23 protein-coding genes are annotated in these 21,832 nt (G+C 69.5%); 5 read left to right on the top strand and 18 right to left on the bottom strand.

Annotated features, from left to right (window positions below; all coding sequences use genetic code 11):
• Window positions 1–31 precede the first annotated feature (31 nt).
• Genes AB0H76_RS16335 through AB0H76_RS16315 form a run of 5 tightly spaced genes read right to left on the bottom strand, consistent with a single transcriptional unit; the run spans window position 32 to window position 5,474 of the window.
• Window positions 32–397 carry a hypothetical protein gene (locus AB0H76_RS16335; RefSeq protein WP_357323694.1) on the bottom strand — a complete coding sequence of 122 codons (366 nt, stop codon included), beginning with the start codon at window positions 395–397 and terminating at the stop codon, window positions 32–34.
• Entirely contained in the window at window positions 394–1,554 is a 1,161-nt protein-coding gene (locus AB0H76_RS16330; RefSeq protein WP_357323691.1) for a beta-ketoacyl synthase N-terminal-like domain-containing protein, read from the bottom strand. Before AB0H76_RS16330 ends, AB0H76_RS16335 begins: the two co-directional genes overlap by 4 nt.
• Window positions 1,551–2,732, bottom strand: coding sequence for an OB-fold domain-containing protein (locus tag AB0H76_RS16325; RefSeq protein ID WP_357323688.1), 1,182 nt, complete (start codon window positions 2,730–2,732; stop codon window positions 1,551–1,553). The genes AB0H76_RS16330 and AB0H76_RS16325 overlap by 4 nt, the downstream gene beginning before the upstream one ends.
• 34 nt (window positions 2,733–2,766) lie before the next feature.
• Window positions 2,767–3,972 (bottom strand): CoA transferase, encoded by a 1,206-nt coding sequence (locus tag AB0H76_RS16320; protein ID WP_357323685.1) that lies wholly within the window; start codon window positions 3,970–3,972, stop codon window positions 2,767–2,769.
• Window positions 3,969–5,474 carry an aldehyde dehydrogenase family protein gene (locus AB0H76_RS16315; protein WP_357323682.1) on the bottom strand — a complete coding sequence of 502 codons (1,506 nt, stop codon included), beginning with the start codon at window positions 5,472–5,474 and terminating at the stop codon, window positions 3,969–3,971. The genes AB0H76_RS16320 and AB0H76_RS16315 overlap by 4 nt, the downstream gene beginning before the upstream one ends.
• Window positions 5,475–5,696: 222 nt before the next feature.
• Between AB0H76_RS16315 and AB0H76_RS16310 the strand changes: the two genes are divergently transcribed.
• Genes AB0H76_RS16310 through AB0H76_RS16290 form a run of 5 tightly spaced genes read left to right on the top strand, consistent with a single transcriptional unit; the run spans window position 5,697 to window position 9,410 of the window.
• The gene (locus AB0H76_RS16310; protein WP_357323679.1) at window positions 5,697–6,503 is read left to right on the top strand and encodes a TauD/TfdA family dioxygenase; all 807 of its coding nucleotides are present in this window, start codon (window positions 5,697–5,699) and stop codon (window positions 6,501–6,503) included.
• On the top strand, window positions 6,500–7,219 hold the full coding sequence (locus AB0H76_RS16305) for an SDR family NAD(P)-dependent oxidoreductase (protein ID WP_357323676.1): 720 nt from the start codon (window positions 6,500–6,502) through the stop codon (window positions 7,217–7,219). The genes AB0H76_RS16310 and AB0H76_RS16305 overlap by 4 nt, the downstream gene beginning before the upstream one ends.
• Window positions 7,220–7,783: a DoxX family protein gene (locus tag AB0H76_RS16300; RefSeq protein ID WP_357323674.1), complete on the top strand. Its 564-nt coding sequence runs from the start codon at window positions 7,220–7,222 to the stop codon at window positions 7,781–7,783.
• Complete coding sequence (locus AB0H76_RS16295) at window positions 7,783–8,601, top strand: NAD(P)-dependent oxidoreductase (RefSeq protein ID WP_357323672.1); 819 nt, start codon at window positions 7,783–7,785, stop codon at window positions 8,599–8,601. Before AB0H76_RS16300 ends, AB0H76_RS16295 begins: the two co-directional genes overlap by 1 nt.
• Before the next feature lie 14 nt (window positions 8,602–8,615).
• Window positions 8,616–9,410, top strand: coding sequence for an NAD(P)-dependent oxidoreductase (locus AB0H76_RS16290; RefSeq protein ID WP_357323669.1), 795 nt, complete (start codon window positions 8,616–8,618; stop codon window positions 9,408–9,410).
• A gap of 10 nt (window positions 9,411–9,420) precedes the next feature.
• On the opposite strand, the gene AB0H76_RS16285 is transcribed toward AB0H76_RS16290, so the two are convergent.
• From AB0H76_RS16285 to AB0H76_RS16225, 13 genes are read right to left on the bottom strand one after another with little or no spacing between them, the layout of a single operon-like run.
• Complete coding sequence (locus AB0H76_RS16285; RefSeq protein WP_357323666.1) at window positions 9,421–10,569, bottom strand: acyl-CoA dehydrogenase family protein; 1,149 nt, start codon at window positions 10,567–10,569, stop codon at window positions 9,421–9,423.
• 10 nt (window positions 10,570–10,579) lie between these two features.
• Complete coding sequence (locus AB0H76_RS16280) at window positions 10,580–11,725, bottom strand: thiolase family protein (RefSeq protein WP_357323663.1); 1,146 nt, start codon at window positions 11,723–11,725, stop codon at window positions 10,580–10,582.
• Complete coding sequence (locus AB0H76_RS16275) at window positions 11,718–12,524, bottom strand: enoyl-CoA hydratase (protein WP_357323660.1); 807 nt, start codon at window positions 12,522–12,524, stop codon at window positions 11,718–11,720. The genes AB0H76_RS16280 and AB0H76_RS16275 overlap by 8 nt, the downstream gene beginning before the upstream one ends.
• Window positions 12,525–12,563: 39 nt before the next feature.
• Complete coding sequence (locus tag AB0H76_RS16270) at window positions 12,564–13,781, bottom strand: CaiB/BaiF CoA-transferase family protein (RefSeq protein WP_357323657.1); 1,218 nt, start codon at window positions 13,779–13,781, stop codon at window positions 12,564–12,566.
• Window positions 13,781–14,548: an SDR family NAD(P)-dependent oxidoreductase gene (locus AB0H76_RS16265; RefSeq protein WP_357323654.1), complete on the bottom strand. Its 768-nt coding sequence runs from the start codon at window positions 14,546–14,548 to the stop codon at window positions 13,781–13,783. The genes AB0H76_RS16270 and AB0H76_RS16265 overlap by 1 nt, the downstream gene beginning before the upstream one ends.
• Window positions 14,549–15,727, bottom strand: a complete 1,179-nt coding sequence (locus tag AB0H76_RS16260) for an acyl-CoA dehydrogenase family protein (RefSeq protein WP_357323651.1) — start codon at window positions 15,725–15,727, stop codon at window positions 14,549–14,551.
• A 27-nt stretch (window positions 15,728–15,754) separates the two neighbouring features.
• On the bottom strand, window positions 15,755–16,066 hold the full coding sequence (locus AB0H76_RS16255; protein WP_357323648.1) for a hypothetical protein: 312 nt from the start codon (window positions 16,064–16,066) through the stop codon (window positions 15,755–15,757).
• Window positions 16,038–16,409, bottom strand: a complete 372-nt coding sequence (locus AB0H76_RS16250) for a hypothetical protein (RefSeq protein WP_357323645.1) — start codon at window positions 16,407–16,409, stop codon at window positions 16,038–16,040. Before AB0H76_RS16250 ends, AB0H76_RS16255 begins: the two co-directional genes overlap by 29 nt.
• Window positions 16,406–17,113: an ABC transporter ATP-binding protein gene (locus AB0H76_RS16245; protein WP_357323643.1), complete on the bottom strand. Its 708-nt coding sequence runs from the start codon at window positions 17,111–17,113 to the stop codon at window positions 16,406–16,408. The genes AB0H76_RS16250 and AB0H76_RS16245 overlap by 4 nt, the downstream gene beginning before the upstream one ends.
• The gene (locus AB0H76_RS16240; RefSeq protein ID WP_357323641.1) at window positions 17,110–17,823 is read right to left on the bottom strand and encodes an ABC transporter ATP-binding protein; all 714 of its coding nucleotides are present in this window, start codon (window positions 17,821–17,823) and stop codon (window positions 17,110–17,112) included. The genes AB0H76_RS16245 and AB0H76_RS16240 overlap by 4 nt, the downstream gene beginning before the upstream one ends.
• Window positions 17,801–19,921, bottom strand: coding sequence for an ABC transporter permease (locus AB0H76_RS16235; RefSeq protein ID WP_357323638.1), 2,121 nt, complete (start codon window positions 19,919–19,921; stop codon window positions 17,801–17,803). Before AB0H76_RS16235 ends, AB0H76_RS16240 begins: the two co-directional genes overlap by 23 nt.
• Window positions 19,921–21,294 (bottom strand): ABC transporter substrate-binding protein, encoded by a 1,374-nt coding sequence (locus AB0H76_RS16230; protein ID WP_357323635.1) that lies wholly within the window; start codon window positions 21,292–21,294, stop codon window positions 19,921–19,923. Before AB0H76_RS16230 ends, AB0H76_RS16235 begins: the two co-directional genes overlap by 1 nt.
• 36 nt (window positions 21,295–21,330) lie before the next feature.
• Window positions 21,331–21,831, bottom strand: coding sequence for a hypothetical protein (locus AB0H76_RS16225; RefSeq protein WP_357323632.1), 501 nt, complete (start codon window positions 21,829–21,831; stop codon window positions 21,331–21,333).
• Window position 21,832 lies beyond the last annotated feature (1 nt).

Genomic DNA, 21,832 nt, shown 5'->3' with positions numbered 1-21,832 from the left:
CATCTCCTGTTTCTCAGTTCCGGTGCGAAGTTCACACCGTGACGACGGCGCTCCGGTGCATCCGCAGCGCGGGGCGGGCGGGCAGCACGAGCACCGTGCCGAGCCGCGTCGCCAGGGCGAACGCCTCGGCGCGCGCGCCCAGCACCGAGTGCGACCAGGTCCACCCGCAGTCGTAGGGCGCGAGGGTGTCCGCGGTCCGGACGAAATTCGAGCGTTCCAGCAGGTCGGCATCGAGGGCGAGGCCGTAGAGCGCGAACGCGCCCGACAGCTTCACCGCCAGCGACCCGTCGCAGACGACATGGACCACACCGCCCGGTCCCGCATGCCAGACCGACCGTTCCAGCACCGCTCTGCGGCGTGCGGCGCTCCCACAAACCAGGGCGACCACCTCGCTCATCGCCCCGGCCCCTCGAGCAGGGTCACGGCGGCGACGGCCGTCGGCCCACCGACGGTGTGCGCCAGTCCGATGCGCGCGCCGTCCACCTGGTTGACGGCGCTCCCCCGCAGCTGTTCGAACAACTCGACGCACTGGGCGACGCCGGTCGCGCCGGGCGGGTGTCCCTTGGATTTGAGACCACCGCTGGTGTTGACCGGCAGCGTTCCGCCCGGACCGGTGGCACCGGATTCGACGAGCTTGTACGCCTCGAACCGTTCGGCGAAGCCGAGGTCCTCGCAGCTGATCAATTCGACGCCGGTGAAGAAGTCGTGCACCTCGGCGACATCTACGTCGGACGGGGTCAGGCCGGCCATGGCGAAGGCCCGCCGGGCGGCCCGCACGCTGGCCGGGAAGGTGGTCATGTCCCGCTTGTGCTGGTGCATCACCGAATCCAGGCCCAGCCCCACCCCGCGCACCCACACCGGATGATCGGTATAGCGGTCCACCACATCCTCCGCCGCCAGTATCAGGGCCGCCGCGCCGTCGCTCTGCGGAGCGCAGTCGTAGACCCCGAACGGCGTCACCACGGTCGGCGCGGCGAGCGCCTGCTCCATGGTGATCTCGAACTGCAAGCGCGCCTTGCGGTTACGGGAGCCGAACCGATGGTTCTTGACCGCGACCATCGCGAGATGCTCCCGGGTGGCGGGCGACTCGTGCAGGTATCGGGTGACGTGCATCGCGAACTCGGCCGGTGAGACCAACCCGAGCGGGTAGTCCCAGGCGTTGTCGCGCGACATCGCCTCCCAGCCCCACAGCATGTCCTTGGAGGCCGACTCGCGCAGCTTGTCCGCGCCCAGCACCAAGGCCACGTCGCAGGCCCCGGAGGCGATGCCGAACAGCGCGTTGCGCAGCGCGTCATGACCGGTGGCGCAGGCGTTTTCGATGCGCGACACCGGGATGTCGGCAAGCCCGAGGGTGTCGGCCAGGATGCCGGACGGGAACCCGTCCGCGGTGCCGCACTCACCGAACCAGGCCGCCTCGATATCGGCCTTGGCCAAGCCCTTGTCGACGGTGGCGGCGCACTCGGCGAACGCCATCGGCAGCAAATCCTTGATGCCCAGTGCGAAATGCTCGGCGAAGGGCGTCATCCCCGCGCCGACGATGGCAACCCTTTTCATACTGTGACTTCCTTGTCCGGCTCGAAGGCATAGCCGTAGTCGGGCACGCCCGAGCGCACCGCCACCCGCCGCAGCGTCATCCGGCCCCGATCGCCGATGTCGACGGTGCCCGGTTCGGTGCCGGTCACCTTCGCCAGCGCCCGCACCCCGACCTCGTCGAGTTCCACGATGACCAGCGAGTAGGGCGTCTTGAGGCCGGGCACCGGAACGTGCACGGTGACCTCGGTGTACACGGTGCCCGTGCGCGGCAGGGGCACCAGGCTGTAATGGGTGCTGAGGGTGCCGTCGTCGCCCACCCGGTAGCGCGGCGGAAAATCCAATTCCGTTCCGCCGGGATGTTGTCCGGCGACCCAGCGCACCTTGGCCTCGAAGGCCCGCTCGTAGGCGGCCAGCGAGATGAGCAGCTCGGCGCCGGGACGCAACACGCCCTCGGGTTTGGGCCGGGCGACCGGTTCGCGCCGATGGACCCGCGCACTGCCACTCGCGACCGCGATCCCGAACAGGCTCCCCTGCTCCACCCCGACCAGGGGGCCCGTCTCGCCCGCCTCGGCCAGCGCCGCGAGCGCGAACAGACCTGAGCTGGCACCGAAAGTGGGCAGCGGCACCGGATTTCCGGCGCACAGTGCGACCGCACGCTCGTGCTCGACACCCGCTACCGCCACGGGCACGTCCAGCCAGGTGGCCTCGAACGCGGCCAGCAGTCCGCGGGCGTGCAGCAGCCGGGGATCACCGTAGTCGTGCACCTCGCCGGCCGCGGTGCGGGTGCGCACCGGCAGGCTGCGCGAGATCCGCGCCGCCGTACGCACTTCCAGGCCGCGATCGGCGGTCAGCACCGCCACGGCCCCGGCGGGCGCCAGGTCGACGCCGATGACCAGCGTGCGCGGCCGCGCCGAACTGACCGCGTCCAGCGCGGCGGGCGCACCGCCCAGCCGCTCGACGACCTCGAGCTCCGGATCCAGGCCCAGCCCCGCCAGCAGTGCCGCGGCGTTGCCGCCCTCCAGCAGCGGCAGGTCCCGGCTCACCAGGATCACCACGTGTGCCGCACCGGCACCGGCCTCGAGCACGGCCCGCCCGGCCTCCACGGCCAGCGTCACCGCGTCCTCGTCGTCACCGGGCACCCGGTGCCCGGCCGCGCCCCAGCACGGCAGATACGTTCCTATCGCGGCGATGTGCGGCATCGAACTCTCCCACTCTTCTCCAACGCCGGCGCTCCTAGGTGACCGCGCCGGCGGTCTTCAGCGCGATGATGCGATCCCAGTCCAGGCCCAGTTCGAGCAGCACGTCCTCGGTCTGGGCCGCGAAGCCGGGGGCCGGGCCGGTGTCGGGGGCGGTGAGGTCGAACTGCACCGGGTTGGCGACCAGGTCGAGTTCGCCCGCGCGGACCAGATATTCGTTCGCGCGCACTTGCGCGTCGTCGGCGACCTGGCGCGAATCCTGCACCGGCGCCCACGGTCCCGCCAGGGTGGCGAACCGTTCGGACCATTCGGCCAGGGTGCGGGTGGCGATCGCCTCTTGCAGGATCGCCACGGCCGCAGCGGTATTGGCGGCCAGCTGCGCGCCGGTCTCGAAGCGCGGGTCGTGCGCGAGTTCCGGGCGGTCGATGTGCTTGCACACGTCCGGCCAGAATTTGGCCGGTTGCATCATGACGAAGGAGAGATAGCGGCCGTCCGCGGTGGCGTACAGCCCCGAGAGCGGATTGGTCGGTGACCCGTGCGCGCCCAGCGGCGGCGCCACCATCGGCTTGTCCAGATGCACCGAGAGCGCGACCCCGTGCCCCATCGCCCACACACCGCTGCCCAGCAGCGAGACGTCCACGACCGACGGTTCGCCGGTGCGCTCCCGCTTGAGCAGGGCCGCCGCGATCCCGCCGGCGAGATTGGTTCCGGAAATGGTGTCGCCGAAGGCCGGGCCGGGCGGTGGCACCATCCCGGCCACACCGGCCGGGGTGAGGCTGGCGGCGATTCCGCCGCGCGCCCAGAACGCGGTCATGTCGTAGCCGCCCTTGCCGGACTCCTCGCCCCGCGGCCCCAGCGCACTGCCGCGCGCGTAGACGATTCGCGGGTTCACCGCGCGGATCTCGTCCACATCGATGCGGAACTTGCGCCGGTGATCAGGCAGGAAGCTGGTCAGGAACACATCCGAGCGCTGAGCGAGCGCGTAGAGGACTTCCCGCCCCTCGGGAGTGGACATATCGAGCCCGACGCTGCGTTTGCCGCGGTTGGCGTGCTCCCAGTTCGGATTCGGGTCGCCCCGCACCTCGAACGCGCCGGTGCGGCGCAGCCCGCGCTGCGGGTCGCCCGTCACCGCGTGCTCGATCTTGATCACCTCCGCACCCCATTCGGCGAGCACCGCGCCCGCCGAGGGGACGAATCCGTACATCGCGACTTCGAGCACCCGGAAGCCTTCCAGCGGCTTCATCGGATCACCGCCGCGTAGGTCTTGCGCTCCAGGAACTCCTCGAGCCCCGCGACGCCGGACTCACGGCCGATGCCGGACTGCTTGTACCCGCCGAAGGGCGCGTCCGCGGCGAAGTAGTTGCCGCCGTTGATGCTCATCGTGCCGGTGCGGATGCGGCGGGCGACGGCCAGCGCGCGTTCGTCACTCGCGCTGAACACCCCGCCGGACAGCCCGTAGATGGAGTTGTTGGCGATGCGCACGGCATCGTCGTCGTCCTCGTACGGGATCACCACCAGCACCGGCCCGAAGACCTCCTCCTGCGCGATCTCGCTGTCGGGGTCGACTCCGGCCAGCAGCGTGGGGGTGTAGAAGAAGCCCGGATCGACCTTGGTGCCGCCGGTCACCAACGTCGCACCGGCGGCCACCGCACGCTGCACCATGGCGTCGACCTTGTCCCGCTGCCGGGCGCTGATCAGCGGTCCCATATAGGTTTTCGGATCACCCGGATCGCCGTAGCGAACGTGTCCGAAGTTCGCCGCCACCTTTTCGACCACCTCCTCGTGCCGCGCACGCGGGACCAGCAGTCGCGTGGTCAGGGCACAGCCCTGCCCGGCATGGGTGACCACGCTGAAGGCCGCGAACAGCGCGGTCAGGTCGAAGTCGGCGTCGTCGAGCACGATCATGGCGGATTTGCCGCCCAGTTCCAGGAACACGCGCTTGAGGCTGTCGCCGGCCGCAGCCATGATGCGCCGGCCCACGGCGGTGGACCCGGTGAAGGTCACCATGTCCACATCGGGATGGGTGGTCATCACCTCGCCGACCGAAACCTCCGAGGAGGCAATAACATTCACGACCCCGGCCGGAACGTCGGTGTAGCGCGCGATCAGCTCGCCCAGCGCCTGGGTGATCAGTGGCGTGTCCGGCGCGCCCTTGAGCACGACGGTGCAACCCGCGGCCAGCGCGGGCGCGAGCTTGGCCAGCGCCAGCTGATTCGGATAGTTGTAGGCCACGATCGCCGCGACGACACCGGCGGCTTCCTTCTCCACCCAGCGCCGATGCCGTTGCCCCCGGGCCTCGATCTCGGGCAGCTCCTCGGTCAGCGGATGACTCTTCAGCAGGTCGGCGTAGTAACGCACCAGGCCGATCGGGATGTCGAGCTGATTGCCGAGGGTGAGCGTGCGGGTCGCGCCGACCTCCGCGATCGTCAACTCCCGCAGTTCTTCCCGGTGGTCGAGCAGCGCCTGATGCAGCTGTTCCAGGCAGCGCACGCGCAGTTCGGTGTTGGTGGCCCAGTCGGTGCTGTCGAAGGCCCGCCGGGCGGCGGCGATGGCGGCTTCGGCATCGGCCACCGTGGCGTCGGGCGCCTGGCCGAGTACCGCACCGGTGGCGGGGTTGAGCGAGGCGAAGGTGCGCTCCGGCGCCACCAGCTGCCCGTCGATGAGCAGCCGGCGGCCCAATTCGCCTGACTCCCCGTTCTCGTGCCCGGCGCCCGTACCCGACGGCGCCTGGTCCTGAGTGTGCATCCCGCCTCCTCAATTTGTGAAAACTAGATTCTCATAGATGGAGAACCTTGCGATCGCTTTGGCTGAATCTAGCCTGAAGGCCAAACTTTCGTAACCCCCATCACAGTCGATCGATCATCAGGACCACGCACCGCGACCAGCCGATGTCCGGCAAAAGACCGTGGACTTGCCGGAAGGAAGTTTGCGAGAGTAGCGTTCTCCAAATAAAGAAGGGAGATTCTTGTGATTCAGACGAGAGCGCTCAGTCCAGCCCTGGGAGTCGAGGTCACCGGTGTCGAGGACCTGCTCGACGAAACCGTGGTCAGCCGCTGTCTGGAGGCCTTGACCTGGCGGGGCGTCCTGCTGATCCGGGGCCTGCACCTGGACGACGAGGCGCAGTTGGCTTTCAGCCGGCGCCTGGGCGCGGTCCTCGCCCCGGCCGGAAAGGAGATCTTCAAGATCTCCCTCGACCCCGCCGTGCAGCCCTCGGCCGAATACCTGAAGAGCACGTTCCACTGGCATATCGACGACACCACCAACGAGGTGCCCGCCAAGGCGACCATGCTCACCGCCCGGCACGTGGCCATGAGCGGCGGCGGCACCGACTTCGCCAGTACCTACGCCGCCTACGAGGCCCTGCCCGAACAGGAACAGAAGCGCTACGAACAACTGCGCGTCGTGCACAGTTTCGAAGCGGCGCAACGGCTTACCCACCCGAACCCCGCCGAGGCGGAACTCGCGGCCTGGCGACGGCTGCGCAGCCACGAGACCTCCCTGGTCTGGCAGCGCCGCGACGGCCGCCGCTCCCTGGTCATCGGCGCGACCGCCGACCACATCGTCGGCATGGATGCCGCCGAAAGCCGGGCCCTGCTGGACGAACTGCTGGAGTGGACCGCGCAGGAACGGTTCCGCTACACCCACGAGTGGGCCGTCGACGATGTGGTGGTCTGGGACAACACCGGCATGTTGCACCGCGCACTGCCCTACGACCCGGCCTCGCGGCGCACCATGCACCGCACCACCATCGCCGGCGAAGAGGCCTGGGCGTGACGGCGCCGTCCAAGACCGCGGTCGTCACCGGCGGCGCGTCGGGTATCGGCCTGGCCGTCGCGAAACGGCTACGCGCCGACGGCTATTCGGTGGCCACACTGGATCTGCGCAGATCACACGACGACGATCTGGCGTTCACCGCCGACGTCACCGATCCGGCCGAGGTATTCGACGCGCACACCGCCATCCGCGAAAAGCTGGGGCCGGTAACGGTTCTGGTCAACGCGGCGGGCATGGAGGGGTTCAAGCGTTTCGCCGATCTGTCCTTCGAGGAGTGGCAGCGGATCATCGCGGTGAACCTGCACGGCGTCTTCCACTGCGTCCAGGCTGTGCTGCCGGACATGCTGGATACCGGCTGGGGCCGGATCGTCAACATCTCCTCCTCCAGCGCGCATTCGGGGCAGCCGTTCATGGCGCACTACGTCGCGGCCAAATCGGCGGTCAACGGCCTGACCAAAGCGCTCGCGCTGGAACTCGGGCCCTCCGGCATCACCGTCAACGCGGTACCGCCGGGCTTCATCGACACCCCGATGTTGCGCGGGGCCGAAGAAAAGCGGTTACTCGGCGGGAGCGTGCAGGACCACATCAAGCGCACCCCCGTGCGCCGGGTCGGCCGGCCCGAGGACATCGCCGCGGCCTGCGCCTTCTTGATCTCCGAGGAGGCCGGGTACATCACCGGGCAGATCCTCGGGGTCAACGGCGGACGGAACACCTAGATGGCGGCGGATCTCGCGCTGCTGCTGGTGCGGCTGGTAGTGGGCGCCACGATGGTCGCGCACGGCGTCAACCACTGGGTGGGCGGCGGCCGGATCGCCGGTACCGCTCGCTGGTTCGGCGGACTCGGGCTGCGCTACCCGACCGCGCAGGCCTGGTTCAGCGTGATCACCGAGATCGGCGCGGGCGCGCTGCTCGCGCTCGGGCTGCTGACGCCGCTGGCGTGCGCGGCGGTGGTCTCGGTGATGCTGGTCGCCGGGCTGCTCGCGCATCGGGCCAACGGTTTCTTCGTCTTCCGTGAGGGTTACGAATACGTCCTGGTGCTGGCGACGGCCGCGCTCGCCCTCGGCCTGCTCGGGCCGGGGCGCTGGTCGCTCGACCATCTCGCCGGTATCGAGATCACCGGGTGGGGTGGCGGCGCGATCGCGCTCGGCCTCGGTAGCGCCGCGACGGCGGTCCTGCTGGCCGTGTGCTGGCGGCCCGAGGTCGAGGCGCCAGAGTGCGCGCAGGGCACACCTACGGAATCCGCTGCGCCACAAATCGAGACGATCACGGAGGAGTATTGATGCGGGTCGGATTCATCGGGCTCGGCATCCAGGGCGGGCCGATGGCGCGCCGGATCGCCGAGGCGGGTCACCCCACGACCCTGTGGGCCCGGCGGGCCGAGGCGCTGGAACCGTTCCGCGACACCCGGGCGGCCGTCGCGGACTCCCCCGCCGACCTCGCCGCCGCCAGCGATCTCGTCTGCGTGTGTGTAGTCTCCGACGCCGATGTGCGCGAGATCCTCACCCGGCCGGACGGGATCCTGGCCGGGCTCCGGCCCGGTGGCGTGCTCGCCGTGCACAGCACCGTCCACCCGGACACCTGCGCCGAGCTTGCCGAAACGGCTGCTGCCCAAGGGGTTTCACTGCTCGACGCACCCGTCAGCGGCGGTGGCCCGGCCGCCGCCGCGGGCACCCTGCTGGTCATGGTCGGCGGCGACGACGCGGTCGTGCGGCGCTGCCGGCCGGTGTTCGACAGTTACGCGCGGCTGGTGGTCCATCTCGGCGGCGTCGGCACCGGGCAGGTCGCCAAGATCATCAACAATCTGCTCTTCACCGCCAACCTCGCTACTGCCGTGAGCACGCTCCGACTCGGGGAGAGCCTCGGCCTGGATCCGAAAAGCCTGGGTGAGCTCATCTCACAGGGCACCGCGAACAGTTTCGCGCTGGGCCGCGTCGTCGCGGGCGGCGGGCTGGACAGCATCGCCAAGCATGCGGCCGGGCTGCTGCGCAAGGACGTCGATCTGGCCGGCGATCTGGCCGCGCGGGCCGGAGACGGGGACGGCATCGTCTTCGAGGCCGCGCGCGACACCCTGTCGGTCATGGATCGGCTGCTCGCCTGAGGAGAGGAGAACCGATGCGGGTTGGATTCGTCGGGGCCGGGCGAATGGGCGCGCCCATGGTGCAACGCCTGGTTGCCGCAGGGCATGAGGTTCGGGTGCTGGCACGCGATCCCGCCACCCTTGCCGGACCGGCCGGGGCGAGCGTGACTTCACGGCCGTCCGAGGCCGCCGCGGACGCGGCCGCGGTGCTGGTGTGCGTCTTCACCGACGAGCAGGTGCGGTCGGTGTGCCTGGACGGCGATCTGCTCTCGGCCATGCCGCCCGGATCCGTACTCGTCGTGCACACGACCGCGCGCCCGGACACCATGACCGCGGTGGCCGAGCACGCCGCGCGGTACGGCGTCGAGGTACTCGACGCCGCCGTGAGCGGCGGGCCGCACGATATCGCGGCGGGCACGCTGACCGTCTTCACCGGCGGCACCGACGCGGCCGTGCGCCGGATTCAGCCGGCGCTGTCCTGCTACGCCGATCCGATTCTGCACGTCGGTCCGCTCGGCGCCGGTCAGCGGGTGAAGCTGCTCAACAACGCCGCGTTCGCGGCGCAACTCGGTGTCGTCGCCGAGATCGTCCGGCTCGCGGAACAATTCGGGCTCGACGAGGCCACGGTGCTGCGGGCGCTACCGCATGGCAGCGCGGGCGGCCGCGCCCTCGCCGGTGCGGCGGCCCGCGGCTCGATCGGCGAATTCATCGCGGCCGTCGGCGATTTCCTCACCAAGGATGTCGCGGCGGTGCGCTCGGCGTTCGCCGATCTCGGCACGCTGGACCCGCTCATCGACGCCTGTGCCTTCGAGCCACCGGCGAGACGATGAGGCGCCGGCCTCAGACGCCCAGCGATTTCGCGATGATGACCTTCATGACTTCGCTTGTCCCGGCATAGATCCGGGCCACGCGCGCATCGGTGTACAGGCGCGCGATGGGATACTCCATCATGTAGCCGTAGCCGCCGAACAACTGCAGGCAGCGGTCGACCACGCGGGCCTGGACCTCGGTCGAGAAGAGTTTCACGCGGGCGGCGTCGGCGCCCGAGAGCCGGCCGGCCACCAGCTCCAGCACCGCGTTGTCGACCAGGGCCTGGGCGGCCTCGATATCGGTGGACATCGCGGCCAGCTCGAATTTGGTGTTCTGGAACGAGGCCACCGGCGTACCGAAAGCCTTGCGCTCCTTGACGTATTCGATGGTGGCGGTCAGCGCGGCGCGGGCCTGTGCCACCGAACCGACGGCGACCGTCATCCGTTCCTGGGGCAGGTTGTGGCCCAGATAGCCGAAGGCCGCGCCTTCCTCGCCCAGTCGGTTGGCGACCGGCACGCGCACATTGTCGAAGGACAGCTCGACGGTGTCCTGCACCTTGCAGCCCATCTTCTCCAGCACCCGGCCCTTCTCGAACCCGGGCATGCCGTCCTCGACCACGAGCAGGGTCAGTCCGGCGCGGCGGTTACCCGGATCGGTGGCACTGCGCGCGACCACGACCACCAGGTCGGCGAGCAGGCCGCCGGTGATGAACGTCTTCGACCCGTTGAGTACGTAGTCCGCGCCGTCGCGGACGGCGGTGCTGCGCATGCCCGCCAGGTCGGAGCCGGTGCCGGGCTCGGTCATGGCCACAGCCGTGAGCAGCCGGCCGGCGGCCAGGCCGGGGAACCAGCGTTGCCGCTGTTCGGCATTCGCGTATTCCAGGAAATACGGGAGGATGACGTCGACCTGTGTGCGCACCGTACTCAAGGTGACCAGCGCCCGTTGCGCCTCCTCTTGCAGCACCGCGTTGTAGCGGTAGTCCGGCAGCCCCGCTCCCCCGAATTCCTCCGGGATCGCGGTCCCGAGCAGCCCCAGCGCGCCGAGCTGTTCGAAGACCGCGCGCGGCATCTGCCCGGCCTTCTCCCAGGCCGGATAGTTCGGCACCACTTCCTTGTCGATGAACTCGCGGGCCAGCTGCCGGAACGCCTCGTGGTCCGGGGTGTAGATATCCCTGCGCATTCCGGTTCCTTCAGGCCACGAGCTCGACGATGGTGGCGTTGGCGGTCCCGCCGCCCTCGCACATGGTTTGCAGGCCGTAGCGAATTCCGTTGTCGCGCATGTGATTGACCATGCGGGTCAGCAGCACCGCCCCGGACCCGCCGAGTGGATGCCCGAGGGCGATCGCCCCGCCCAGCGGATTGCACTTGGCCGGATCCGCGCCGGTCTCGGCGAGCCAGGCCAGCGGGACCGGCGCGAACGCCTCGTTCACCTCGAAGACGCCGACCTCGGCCAGGTCGATTCCGGCCTTGTGCAGCACCTTCTCGGTTGCCGGTATCGGGCCGGTGAGCATGAGGACCGGATCCGAGCCCGCCACCGCGCCCGCGCGATAGCGCACCAGAGGCCGCAGACCCAGCTCACGAGCCCGTTGCGGCGTGGTGATCAGCAGGGCTGCCGCGCCGTCCGAGATCTGGGAGGAGTTGCCCGCGTGAATGGTTCCGTCGTCTCGGAAGGCGGGCTTCAATCCCGCCAGCTTCTCGACCGTGGTGCCGCGGCGGATGCCCTCATCCGCGGTGATGGAGCCCGAATCAGTAGCGACGGAGACGATTTGGGCGTCGAACGCGCCGCGGTCCTGCGCGACGGCGGCCCGCTCGTGCGAGAGCGCCGCGAACTCGTCGAGCCGGGTCCGCGTAAAACCCCACTTGCGCGCGATCAGCTCGGCCGAAATGCCCTGGTTGAACGAGAAATCGTCGTATCGGGCGAGCGCTTTCGGGCCGTACGGGCTGCCACCCGCTTTCGCGGCGCCCAGCGGCACCCGGCTCATTACCTCGACGCCACCGGCTACCACCACCTCCTGCTGGCCGGACATGACCGCCTGGGCCGCGAAATCCAGGGCCTGCTGGCTGGATCCGCACGCGCGGTTGACCGTCGTGCCCGGAATGCTCTCCGGCCAGCCCGCGGCCAGCACGGCGTAGCGGCCGATATTGCTGGATTGGTCACCGACCTGAGAGACGCAGCCCCACACCACGTCGTCGATCACCGCCGGATCGATGCCGGCACGTTCGACGAGGGCGTTGAGCACTACCGCGGACAGGTCCGCCGCGTGCATCCCGGACAGGCCGCCGTTACGTTTACCGACGGGAGTGCGGACCGCCTCGGCAATGACTACCTCACGCATGTGTTCTCTCCTGTTCGTCCATGGCCCAGCCACCGGTGAAGCGCGGCTCGCGCTTCTCGGTGAAGGCCGAGAATGCTTCCGGCGCGTCCGTGGTCGCGAAGTTGATTCCCTGGGCCCGCGCCTCGGCGGCCAGCGCCGTGCGCAGATCGCTGCTCGCGCCCTCGTTGAGCAGTGCTTTGGTTTGCGCCAGCGCCACGGGCGGGCCCGCGGCCAGGCGCGCGGCGAGATCGTCGACGAAACCGTCGATCTCGGCGCCCGGCACCACCCAGGTGACCAGGTTCAGCTCCCGGGCCTGGGCCGCGTCGATCGTCTCGGCCAGCAGTGCCAGCCGTTTGGCCTGTTGCGGGCCGACCAGGTGCGGGAGCAGCCAGGAGCCGCCCAGATCCACCGACAGACCGCGGCGGGCGAAGATCTGCGCGAAGGTGGATTCCGGGGTGGCCACGACGAAATCGCAGCCCAGGGTCAGGTTCCAGCCCGCGCCGACGGCGACGCCGTCCACCTTCGCGATGGCGGGCATGGGGAGTTCTTGCAGTTGCAGGGCGACCTGGCTCAGCAGGCGCATCTTGCGTGCCGGGTGACCGGCGGTCAGCACCGAGACATCCGCGCCCGAGCAGAACGCCCCGCCCGCGCCGGTGAGTACCAGGACGCGAACGTCGGGGTCGTCGCCCGCGGCGATCAGGGCATCTCGGAGGCGCGCCCACATCTCCCAGGTCACGGCGTTCTTGCGGCGTGGGCGATTGAGGGTCAGCGTGCGGACGCCGTCGTGGTCGGTGACGAGCAGGTCGGGTTCAGTGGTCATGATCTCTTCTCACAGGTGGGTGTCCTCGCGGCACTGCCGTCAGCTGTAGGCGGGACCGATCGCGCCCTGCGCCCGAAGATCTGCGATTTCCGCACTCCCGCAGCCACATTCGGCCAGCACAGCATCGGTGTGCTGACCCAGCCCGGGTACCGCGCCCATGGGTGGCGTGTAGCCCGCCACGATCGCGGGCGGCAACAGCGACGGGATCGGCCCAGCCGGGGTGTCGATGGTGCGCCACCGGTCACGTTCCACCAGTTGCGGATGGTCGAGCACCTCGCTGGGCAGGTTGTAGCGGGAGTTGCCGATGCCGGCGGCGTCGGCGGTCTTTTGTATTTCGGCCAGTTCGTGTTGCGCGCACCATTCGCCGATGGCCGCGTCCAGTTCCGCGCGGTGACGGACGCGGCCCGGATTGCCGTGAAAGCGGTCGTCGTCCGCCAAGTCCGGGCGGCGCAGGATCTCGCGGGCCAGGCGCTGCCATTCCCGGTCGTTGGTGGTGCCGAGGACCACTGTCTGTCCGTCGGCGGTGCCGTAGGAGCCGTAGGGCGCGACCGCCGGTGAGCTCATGCCCAGCGGCTGCTGGTCCACACCGGCGTGGCGGGCGTAGGTCAGGTGGTAGCCCATCACGTCGGCCATCGTGTCGAACAGGCTGACCGCGATGCGCGCACCCGGGCCGGGACCCGAGCGCAGGCGCTCGCACAGCTGCGCCAGAATCGTCAGCGCCGCATAGAGTCCCGTCGTCACGTCCGCGACCGGCGGTCCCGGTTTCGCGGGGGCATTCGGGAAACCGGTGACCGCGCAGACGCCCGCCTCGGCCTGCACGAGTAGGTCGTAGGCGCGCTTGCGGGACAGCGGCCCGCCCGTGCCGAAGCCGTCGATCTCGACGGCGATCAAATGCGGGTGGCGGGTCGCCAGCTCCGCGGGCGCCAGACCCAGGCGGCCCGTCGCGCCGGGCGCGAGATTCGAGACCAGCACGTCGGCCCGAGCCAGGAGGCGATGCAGAATATCTACTCCCGCAGTCGATTTCAGGTCGAGCGTCACCGATTCCTTGCCGCGGTTGACCCAGACGAAGTGGGCGGCCTGGCCGTGCACCACGTCGTCGTAGTGCCGGGCGAAGTCGCCACCGGCCGGGTTCTCGATCTTGATCACCCGCGCCCCGAAATCAGCCAGGGTGCGCGTGCACATCGGCGCGGAGACCGCCTGCTCCAAGGCGATCACGGTGACACCGGACAGTGGGCCGTACGACTCAGCGTCGCCCATCACATCACCATGCCGCCGTCCACCGGCAGCACCTGGCCGGTGATGAAAGCGGCGGCGTCCGACGCCAGGAATACGAACGCCCCCGCGACCTCTTCCGGTTCCGCCCAGCGCCGCAACGGGATTCGGTTCAGCATCTGCGCGGCGAACTTCTCGTCGGTCCGGATGGTGGTGGTCATCGGCGTGGCGGCCAGCGGCGCGAGCGCGTTCACCAGGATCTGCTTGCGTGCCAGTTCCCGGGCCAGGGATTTGGTCATGCCGATGATGGCGGCTTTGGCGGCGGAATAGTTGATCTGCCCCAGGGTGCCGACGAGGCCGGCCGAGGAGGTGACGTTGATGATGCGCCCGGTGCCGTCGGTGGGCATGTGCGGCAGCGCGGCCTGCGAGCAGGTGAACGTGCCGACGGCGTGGATCTCGAACAGCCGCCGCACCGAGTCCGCGGTGGTGGCCGCGAACATGGCCGGGTCGGTCACGCCCGCGTTGTTGATCACGATGTGCAAGGTCCCACCCGCCAGCGCCGCGGCCCGTGCGGCCGCCGCGTCGGCCGCCGCGCGATCGGACACGTCCAGGGCGAAGCTCTGTGCCACACCGCCGTTGGCGACGATCTTCTCGGCGACGACCGCCGCACCCGCCTCGTTCATGTCCGTCACCAGCACCGCCGCCCCCGCCTCGGCCAGCGCCACGGCCACCGCGGACCCGATGCCACCCGCCGCGCCGGTCACCAGCGCCGCGCGCCCGGTGAGATCGAAAAGTCCGTTCCTGCTGGCCATTCAGTAGCTCCTCGGCATTCCCAAAGTGTGTGATCCCAGGTAGTTCAGGATCATTTCCTGACTGATCGGCGCGATCTTCATGACGCGCGCCTCCCGGAAGTAGCGGGCCACGTGATATTCCTCGGCGTATCCCATGCCGCCATGGGTTTGCAGCGCGCGATCGGTCGCGGTGAATCCGGCCTCGGCGCACAGGTATTTGGCGGTGTTCGCCTCGCGGCCGCACGGCTTCCCGTTGTCGTAGAGCCAGGTCGCCTTGCGCAGCATCAGTTCCGCCGCGTCGAGATGAGCCAGGGAGTCGGCCAGGGGGAACTGGATGCCCTGATTCTTTCCGATCGGCCGGCCGAAGACCTCGCGCTCGTTGGCGTACTTCACGGCGCGGTCGAGCGCGACCCGGCCCAGGCCCAGCGCCTCGGCCGCGATCAGCATCCGCTCCGGATTCAGTCCGTCGAGAATGTATTTGAAGCCCTGGCCCTCTTCGCCGACCCGGTCCGCCACCGGAATGCGCAGCTCATCGATGAACAACTCGTTGGAGCTGACCGCGTTGCGGCCCATCTTCGCGATCGGCCGGATATCGATGTGCGCGCGGTCCAGATCGGTCAGGAACAGCGTCATCCCGTCGGTCTTCTTGACCACGTCGTCGTAAGGCCGGGTGCGGGTCAGCAGCAGGATCTTCTCCGATTCCTGCGCCTTGGAGATCCACACCTTGCGGCCGTTGACGACATAGTGGTCGCCGTCGCGGCGCGCGAAGGTGGTGATCCGGGTGGTGTCCAGGCCCGCACCGGGTTCGGTGACGCCGAAGCACACGTGCAGGTCACCGCGTGCGATGCGGGGCAGTGTGCGCTGCTTGAGTTCGGCGGACCCGTGCACCACGACCGGCTGCATGCCGAAGATCGACATATGGATCGAACTGGCGGCGTTCATGCCGCCGCCCGAGCGTGCCACCTCCTCGGCCAGCAGCGAGGCCTCGGTGATGCCCAGGCCATGGCCGCCGTACTCCTCCGGGATAGTGATGCCCAGCCAGCCGCCGCGCGCGACGGTGTCGTAGAACTCCGTCGGAAACTCGTGTGCGCGATCCTTCTCCGACCAGTAGTGGTCGTCGAATTTCTTCAGCAGTTCGGCGACGGACTTCCGGATCAGTTGCTGATCCTCGGTCGGTTCGAAACTCATGCCCGCGGACATATCGGCTCCTTCACGGTCGCACTCCGATCAATCCGACGCGGGCAGCGGTTTGGCGGCCTTGATCGTCATCGGTTCTCCGTCGCAGCTCAGCGCGCCCGAACCGGACGCGGTGCACAACACTTCGACCGACTCGTCGGCATTGACATAGCGTTTGCCGATGAGCGTCACCGGCGCACCGGAATCCGGCTCGCCCTTCGGCGCCCCGCTGGCCGAAACCATCGGCGCGCCGCCGCAGGTCAGTGTGGGCGGCGCGCCGGCGGGCACCCGCACGGCGACGACGCGCGTGCCGCAGACCGAACTGGCGAGCTGCTCACCGGGTCGTAGTGGCGATGCTGTCATGCTCAATCTCCTTTCCGGGCAACCGATCTGCCAGCTGAGCCAGATCGAAGGACTGCCGGGCCATCCAGAAACGCAGGACCCCGGTCAGCGAATAACGCAGGAACACCGCGGCTCCCACCACGCTCACCGCGACGCCCGTCAGCGCGATGATGATGGCGTCGCGCTGCGCCAGCGGATCGGAAGTGTTGTGCGACATCAGATAGGCCAGCACCGCCAGCACCGGCCCGGCCACCAGCAGCCCGATGCCCAGGCGCAGCCACAGGCCGCCGCGGCCCGCGGCCGGGTCCGGGATCTTCAATTCAGCGATCTCGCGGACGAAGCGGTCCGCGCGTGTCTCGGTCATACGGAACTTCCTAGATAGAGTGCTGCCAATTCCTCGCGCAGTCCGTCGCCCGGACTGCCCTGGTGTTCGATCCGCCCGCGCACCAGCACGGCGGCGTAGTCGGCGATATCGAGTACGGCGGCCGCGAACTGTTCGACGATCAGGACGGCCAGGCCCGTCCGCGCGATCTCGGCGACCTGGTCGTAGAGCTGCCCGACGACCAAAGGCGCCAAGCCCATGGACAATTCGTCCAGCAGCAGCACCGCGGGTTCGGTCGCCAGCCCGCGGGCCAGGGCGAGCATCTGCTGTTCGCCGCCGGACATGGTGCCGGCGATCTGGTTCGCCCGCTGAGCCAGAATCGGGAACCGGGCGTAGGCGACCTCCTCGATTCGCGCCAGCGGCTGACCGGTGAAGGTCATCATCAGCAGGTTGTCGCGCACCGACAGGTTCGGGAACACGCCCCGGCCCTCGGGTATCGAGCACACTCCGGCCCGCGCCAGGTCGCGCGGGCTCGCGCCGGAGACGTCGCGGCCGCCGAGCAGCAACTGCCCCTCCGCGACCGGATGCACACCCGCGGCGACCTGCAACGTCGTGGTCTTGCCCGCGCCGTTGGGCCCGAGCAGGGCCACCACCTGCCCCGGCGCGACCGCGAGGTCGACGCCGTGCAGCACCGTGATGGCGTCGTAAGCGGCTCGGACGCCACGCAATTCGAGCAGAGCGCTCATAGGTCCCCCAGGTAGGCGGCCAGCACGGTCTCGTCCCGGCGGATCACCTCGGGCGGACCCGAGGAGATGATCTTGCCGAGGTCCAGCACGAACACCTCGTCACAGACGCTCATGACCAGCCCCATGTCGTGCTCCACGAGCACGACCGCGGTGCCGTCGGCCGCCAGCGCCCGCAGCAGGGTCGCGAAGCGCTCGGTCTCCGCGCCGTCCTGACCCGCCGCCGGTTCGTCGAGCAGCAGCAGGCTGGGCTGGGCGGCCATCGCGCGCCCGACCTCGACCAGGCGCGCGGACCCGGTGGGCAGTTCGTCGGCGCAGGTGTCGGCTACGCCGGTGAGCCCGAGCCGGTCGATGATGCCGGTGACGGTGGTCGCGGCCCGCCGCCGATGCGGCCCCAATTCCGCCGCGACCAGCAGGTTGTCGCGAACGGTCAAGCGGCCGAACAGTTCCAGGCGCTGGAAAGTGCGCGCCAGCCCGTGGCGGGCGCGCCGGGCCGGGCCCATCCGGGTGATGTCGCGGCCGTCGAGGTGGACGGTGCCCGCCGCGGGCCGGCGCAACCCGCAGACGACGTCGAACAGCGTGCTCTTGCCGGCGCCATTGGGCCCGATGAGCCCGGTGATGCGGCCGCGTTCGGCGCGCAGCCCGGCGCCGTCCAGGGCGTGGCGGCCACCGAAGGTGACCCGCACCCCCTCAACCTGCAGTAACGACGGCATGGTCGAGCACCTCCCGATCCTGGGCGCGCCACGGCCGGCGCACACCCCACCACTCCACGGGCACCTCGGGTTCGGCGTGCGGCCGCTGCCGGGACCGAGCCCAGCCGCGGACCACCAGCGCGGCGATCAGGGAACCGCAGAACAACACCCAGCCGTCGATCACTTCGGCGAGGCGCAGCAGCCACAGCAGCACGGGGACACCGATCAGCAGCCCCAGCGCGAGCCGGTCGTAGAACACCGGATTCCAGCCCGCACGCAGGCGCGCCACCGCGCCGGCCCGGACCACGCCGCCGCCGAAAGCGATTCCGGCCAGCGCGGGTACCACCTCGACGAGGTTCTGGGTCGAGGGCCACAGCGCGGGGACAGCGGTCAGCGGGCCGAACAGCGCCACACCCACGAACAATCCGGCGCCGATCGCGCCGAGCCCGGCGAAGACCGCGACCAGGAAGATCGGCAGGCCCGCGACGAAATTGAACTGGTCGGCGGTGACCGAACGCAACTGCATCCCGTACAGCGCGCCGCCCAGTCCGGCGATACCCGCCGACAACGCGAACACCGAGACCTTGGCCAGCAGCAGATTTCCGCCCAGCGTGGCGTAGGCGGCCTCGCTGTCGCGCAGGGCGATCAGGCGGCGGCCGAACCGCCCGCGCCGCAGCAGCACGACGCCGAGTCCGGCCAGGGCCAGGCAGACCGCCGCGAAGACCGTGATCTCCGCGGTGCTGTCCAGCCGCAAGCCGAACAACCCCGGCCCGGTCAGCTCGATCGAGCCCTGATCGAACAGCGCGATCCGCACGCCGAGGACTTCGAACGAGGGCAGCGTGAAGATCCAGCGATCCAGCACCACCGCGAACGCGGCGGTGCCCAAAGCCAGGTAGACGCCCGAAAGACGCAGGGCCGGAAGGGCGATCACCGCCCCCGCGGCCGCGGCGATGAGCACGGCCACCGGGAGCGCCCACGCCTGCCCGTGCGGGCCCAGATGCGCGTAGGCGATGGCGCCGATGCCCGCCATGCTCAACTGGCACAGCGAGAGCTGACCGGCGTATCCGGCCAGTGGCACGAACGACAGCGCGATCACGCCGAAGGCGAAGATCCGCCCGTAACTGATCAGATCGGATTCGCCGAGCACGGTCGCGAGGATCAGGCCGAACAGCACCACCACCGCGCCGAACACCAGCGTGCCGCGCAGCGTCGGGGTCGGCACCTGGCTCAGCTGCCGGTCCCGGCCGCGCAACCGGCCGTGCGGGAACACCAGCAGCGCCAGGAACAGCAGCAGCGCGGGCGCGGCCAGCCGCAGTCCGGGTAGATACGCGTTCTGCGGCAGGTATCCGGCGAGATAGCTTTCCAGACAGCCCACCACCACCGCGCCGAAGAAGGTCATCGGCAGACTGCGCAGACGCCCGAAAACCGCCGCGGTGTAGGCGCTCACGATGAGCAGGGACAGCTGGGCCGCGTCCAGGTTCACCATCGGGGCGATGAGGATTCCGCCCACCGCCGCCAGCTCGATGCCCAGGATCCAGGCCACCCGATTGGCCCGCACCGGATCCGCGCCGGTCAGGCCGACCAGCGCCCGATCGTCCACCCCGGCACGCATTTCCGCGCCGGTCCGGGTGCGGAACAGCAACAGCCGCAAGCCGATCGCGACGGCGACGGCCACCGCCATGGTCAGGGCCTGATGCCAGGTGATGGTGGCCGAGCCGAGCCGCAGCGGTGTCATCTCCGCGAAGAACGCCGGCAGGGTGCGGGCCTTGTTCGGATCCCAGATCCACCGCGCCGCGGCGATCAGACCGCTCAGCAGGGCGACCGTCATCACCAGGCGCTCGGCCTCGCCCAGCCGCTGCACGGTGCGCATCGCCCGCTCCACCAAGAGCCCGGACAGCGGCGCGAGCACCAGTAATACCAGCGGCAGCGCCACCACGACGGGGACGCCCCAGCCGATCGTCAGCTGCCAGTAGGTGAAGGCCGCCATCATCCCGGCCGCGCCGTGCGCGAAATTGAAGACGCCGGTCGTGGTGTAGGTGAGCACCAGGCCACTGCCGATGACGGCGTAGATGGCGGCGGTGCTCAACCCCACGAGCCCGAAGGTGAGAAACTGTTCCATTATTCGACGTCGTTCACGTTCTTGCCGACATCGGCGAGGGTGAGCGGCCGGTCGTAGGCGCCGGTGTAGCGGTAGGCCGGAACATCACAGCGGAACGGGCCCTGATTCGGCTGGAAATCCGCGGACTTCCAGCCCTGCGCGGTGGCCTGAACCACGTTGAAGCACTTGGGCGGGGTGTCCCGGTCGGCGACCACGGTGGGCGCGTTGAGCCCGCCGCCGGTCCACGCGGTCTCCTTCGACGCCGCGGCGATGAGGCAGGCCCGGGTGAGTTGATCGCCGCAACTCGCCGCCGATTTCGCGAACAGCAGCCACGCCGAGAAGGCACGCAGCGTGGGCATCGTGATGTCGGCCTCCGGGGCGTACTTCTTGTACAGGTCGAGCAGTTGCTGTGTGGCTGGTACCGCGCTCGGGCTCTCGGCCGGGACCGTGCCGCCGAGGTCGGCGTAGTTGTTCTGGAAGCTGAGCGATTTGCCGACGGTCTCCAGGAAGGAGCTGTGATACGAGTTGTTGTTCGCGTCGATCCAGTCCAGCTTGTAGTCCATGCCGGTGAGGACGTCCTCCAGCTTGGCCAGCTGCCGCCAGTCACCCAGGAACATCAGGCCTTTGACGCCCTTGCTCTTGATGGCCTGCGCGTACGGCGTCCAATCCGCGACGCCGCTGGCGGGATAGAGATCGTTGTAGACGAAGGTCGCACCGCCGGCGGTCATCGCCTCGGCGAACTTCGTCCCCATCACCTTGGTGACCGGCGAATCGCCGTTGATCATGCCGACCGCGCCCGCGGATCCGGGATGCGCTTCCTTCAGCAGCCAGTGGTAGTAGCCGGTGTACTGGAAATAGTTCACGTAGGCGCTGGCCGAGGCGTTGTATTGCAGATCCGATTGCACGTTCTGCTGCTGCGAGATCTGCGCCGGGAAGTCGGGCAGCAGGCAGGACAGCCGCTCCTTGACGCCCAGTCCGTCGAGCGCGGCGCCACCGCCGACGAGCGCGAAGTCCTCCCGGCAGGCATCGAGCATGCGCTGGCGGACTTCCATCAGCTTGGCGTCGCGGGTATCGGTGACGATCTTGCGGCCGTTGATGCCGCCCGCCGCGTTACACCATGTGGTGAATACCTTCGCCGCTTCCGGGAATTCGGAGTTTTTGGTGAACCCCATGTCGGTGAAGACACCGACCTTGATCTCGGTAGCGGTGACACCCTGCGCCGACGCGGCACTGGGCCGGCCGGGACCGCACACCCCCTTCAGGTCGCCGAAGTCACCCGAGGTCAGGCCCTGGGCCACCGCGGCTTCCTCGGTGCCCGGGCCGCTGCGGCCGCCACACCCGGTGACCAGCACCAGCGCCGCCACCAGTCCGATGAGTACTTGCTGCGATTTCACGCTGAATCCTTCGTTCTCGCCCTCGATTCCGGCAGCTCAGCAGACCGTCGTCTGGCCGCCGCTCTGGATCGCGAGCAGCGCGCAGAAGGTCGCGGCCGCGACCTTCCACTGCCCTGCCTCCTTGATCGCCTGCCCGGACTGATCGGGCAGCACCGGATTCCCGTTGAGCAGCAGGGTGTACTTGACGTCGGCATGACTGCTGTCGCCGAACTTCACCTCCGCGACCGTGACGCTGGTGCCGGTGGCCTGCGGGTTGAGGGCCATGCCCTCGAGGGCCTGCTGGAACGCCGAGCCCTTTTCGACCAGCCCGGCGCGGGTGGCGGCGGGGGTCTGCCCGTTGAAGAACGTCACGTAGGCGTCGGTGACGGCCTTGGTGTCGGCGGCGGAGGTGGCCGCGCTGGTCGTCGCCGCGGCGACGGTAGTCGCGGAGGTCGCCGGCGTGGCCGAGTCGTCGTCGGAGCCACAGCCGACGAGCGCCGTGGCGGTCAGTGCGACCAGACAGCACGCGGCGAGGACCGGGCGAAGGGAAGTGCGCATG

The organism is Nocardia sp. NPDC050712 (genome assembly GCF_040654295.1).
In the GTDB taxonomy this organism is placed as follows: domain Bacteria; phylum Actinomycetota; class Actinomycetes; order Mycobacteriales; family Mycobacteriaceae; genus Nocardia.
The sequence above is the reverse complement of the archived record's forward strand: the minus strand, read 5'-3'. Positions and strand labels throughout refer to the sequence as shown.

What these genes read in the sequence shown, in the direction of transcription:
- AB0H76_RS16260 (WP_357323651.1), bottom strand. Translation starts at nt 15,727, where the DNA reads ATGTCCGCGGGCATGAGTTTCGAACCGACCGAGGATCAGCAACTGATC.
- AB0H76_RS16325 (WP_357323688.1), bottom strand. Translation starts at nt 2,732, where the DNA reads ATGCCGCACATCGCCGCGATAGGAACGTATCTGCCGTGCTGGGGCGCG.
- AB0H76_RS16320 (WP_357323685.1), bottom strand. Translation starts at nt 3,972, where the DNA reads ATGAAGCCGCTGGAAGGCTTCCGGGTGCTCGAAGTCGCGATGTACGGA.
- AB0H76_RS16240 (WP_357323641.1), bottom strand. Translation starts at nt 17,823, where the DNA reads ATGCCGTCGTTACTGCAGGTTGAGGGGGTGCGGGTCACCTTCGGTGGC.
- AB0H76_RS16235 (WP_357323638.1), bottom strand. Translation starts at nt 19,921, where the DNA reads ATGGAACAGTTTCTCACCTTCGGGCTCGTGGGGTTGAGCACCGCCGCC.
- AB0H76_RS16250 (WP_357323645.1), bottom strand. Translation starts at nt 16,409, where the DNA reads ATGACCGAGACACGCGCGGACCGCTTCGTCCGCGAGATCGCTGAATTG.
- AB0H76_RS16290 (WP_357323669.1), top strand. Translation starts at nt 8,616, where the DNA reads ATGCGGGTTGGATTCGTCGGGGCCGGGCGAATGGGCGCGCCCATGGTG.
- AB0H76_RS16255 (WP_357323648.1), bottom strand. Translation starts at nt 16,066, where the DNA reads ATGACAGCATCGCCACTACGACCCGGTGAGCAGCTCGCCAGTTCGGTC.
- AB0H76_RS16280 (WP_357323663.1), bottom strand. Translation starts at nt 11,725, where the DNA reads ATGCGTGAGGTAGTCATTGCCGAGGCGGTCCGCACTCCCGTCGGTAAA.
- AB0H76_RS16225 (WP_357323632.1), bottom strand. Translation starts at nt 21,831, where the DNA reads ATGCGCACTTCCCTTCGCCCGGTCCTCGCCGCGTGCTGTCTGGTCGCA.
- AB0H76_RS16285 (WP_357323666.1), bottom strand. Translation starts at nt 10,569, where the DNA reads ATGCGCAGGGATATCTACACCCCGGACCACGAGGCGTTCCGGCAGCTG.
- AB0H76_RS16335 (WP_357323694.1), bottom strand. Translation starts at nt 397, where the DNA reads ATGAGCGAGGTGGTCGCCCTGGTTTGTGGGAGCGCCGCACGCCGCAGA.
- AB0H76_RS16265 (WP_357323654.1), bottom strand. Translation starts at nt 14,548, where the DNA reads ATGGCCAGCAGGAACGGACTTTTCGATCTCACCGGGCGCGCGGCGCTG.
- AB0H76_RS16315 (WP_357323682.1), bottom strand. Translation starts at nt 5,474, where the DNA reads ATGCACACTCAGGACCAGGCGCCGTCGGGTACGGGCGCCGGGCACGAG.
- AB0H76_RS16295 (WP_357323672.1), top strand. Translation starts at nt 7,783, where the DNA reads ATGCGGGTCGGATTCATCGGGCTCGGCATCCAGGGCGGGCCGATGGCG.
- AB0H76_RS16330 (WP_357323691.1), bottom strand. Translation starts at nt 1,554, where the DNA reads ATGAAAAGGGTTGCCATCGTCGGCGCGGGGATGACGCCCTTCGCCGAG.
- AB0H76_RS16245 (WP_357323643.1), bottom strand. Translation starts at nt 17,113, where the DNA reads ATGAGCGCTCTGCTCGAATTGCGTGGCGTCCGAGCCGCTTACGACGCC.
- AB0H76_RS16270 (WP_357323657.1), bottom strand. Translation starts at nt 13,781, where the DNA reads ATGGGCGACGCTGAGTCGTACGGCCCACTGTCCGGTGTCACCGTGATC.
- AB0H76_RS16275 (WP_357323660.1), bottom strand. Translation starts at nt 12,524, where the DNA reads ATGACCACTGAACCCGACCTGCTCGTCACCGACCACGACGGCGTCCGC.
- AB0H76_RS16300 (WP_357323674.1), top strand. Translation starts at nt 7,220, where the DNA reads ATGGCGGCGGATCTCGCGCTGCTGCTGGTGCGGCTGGTAGTGGGCGCC.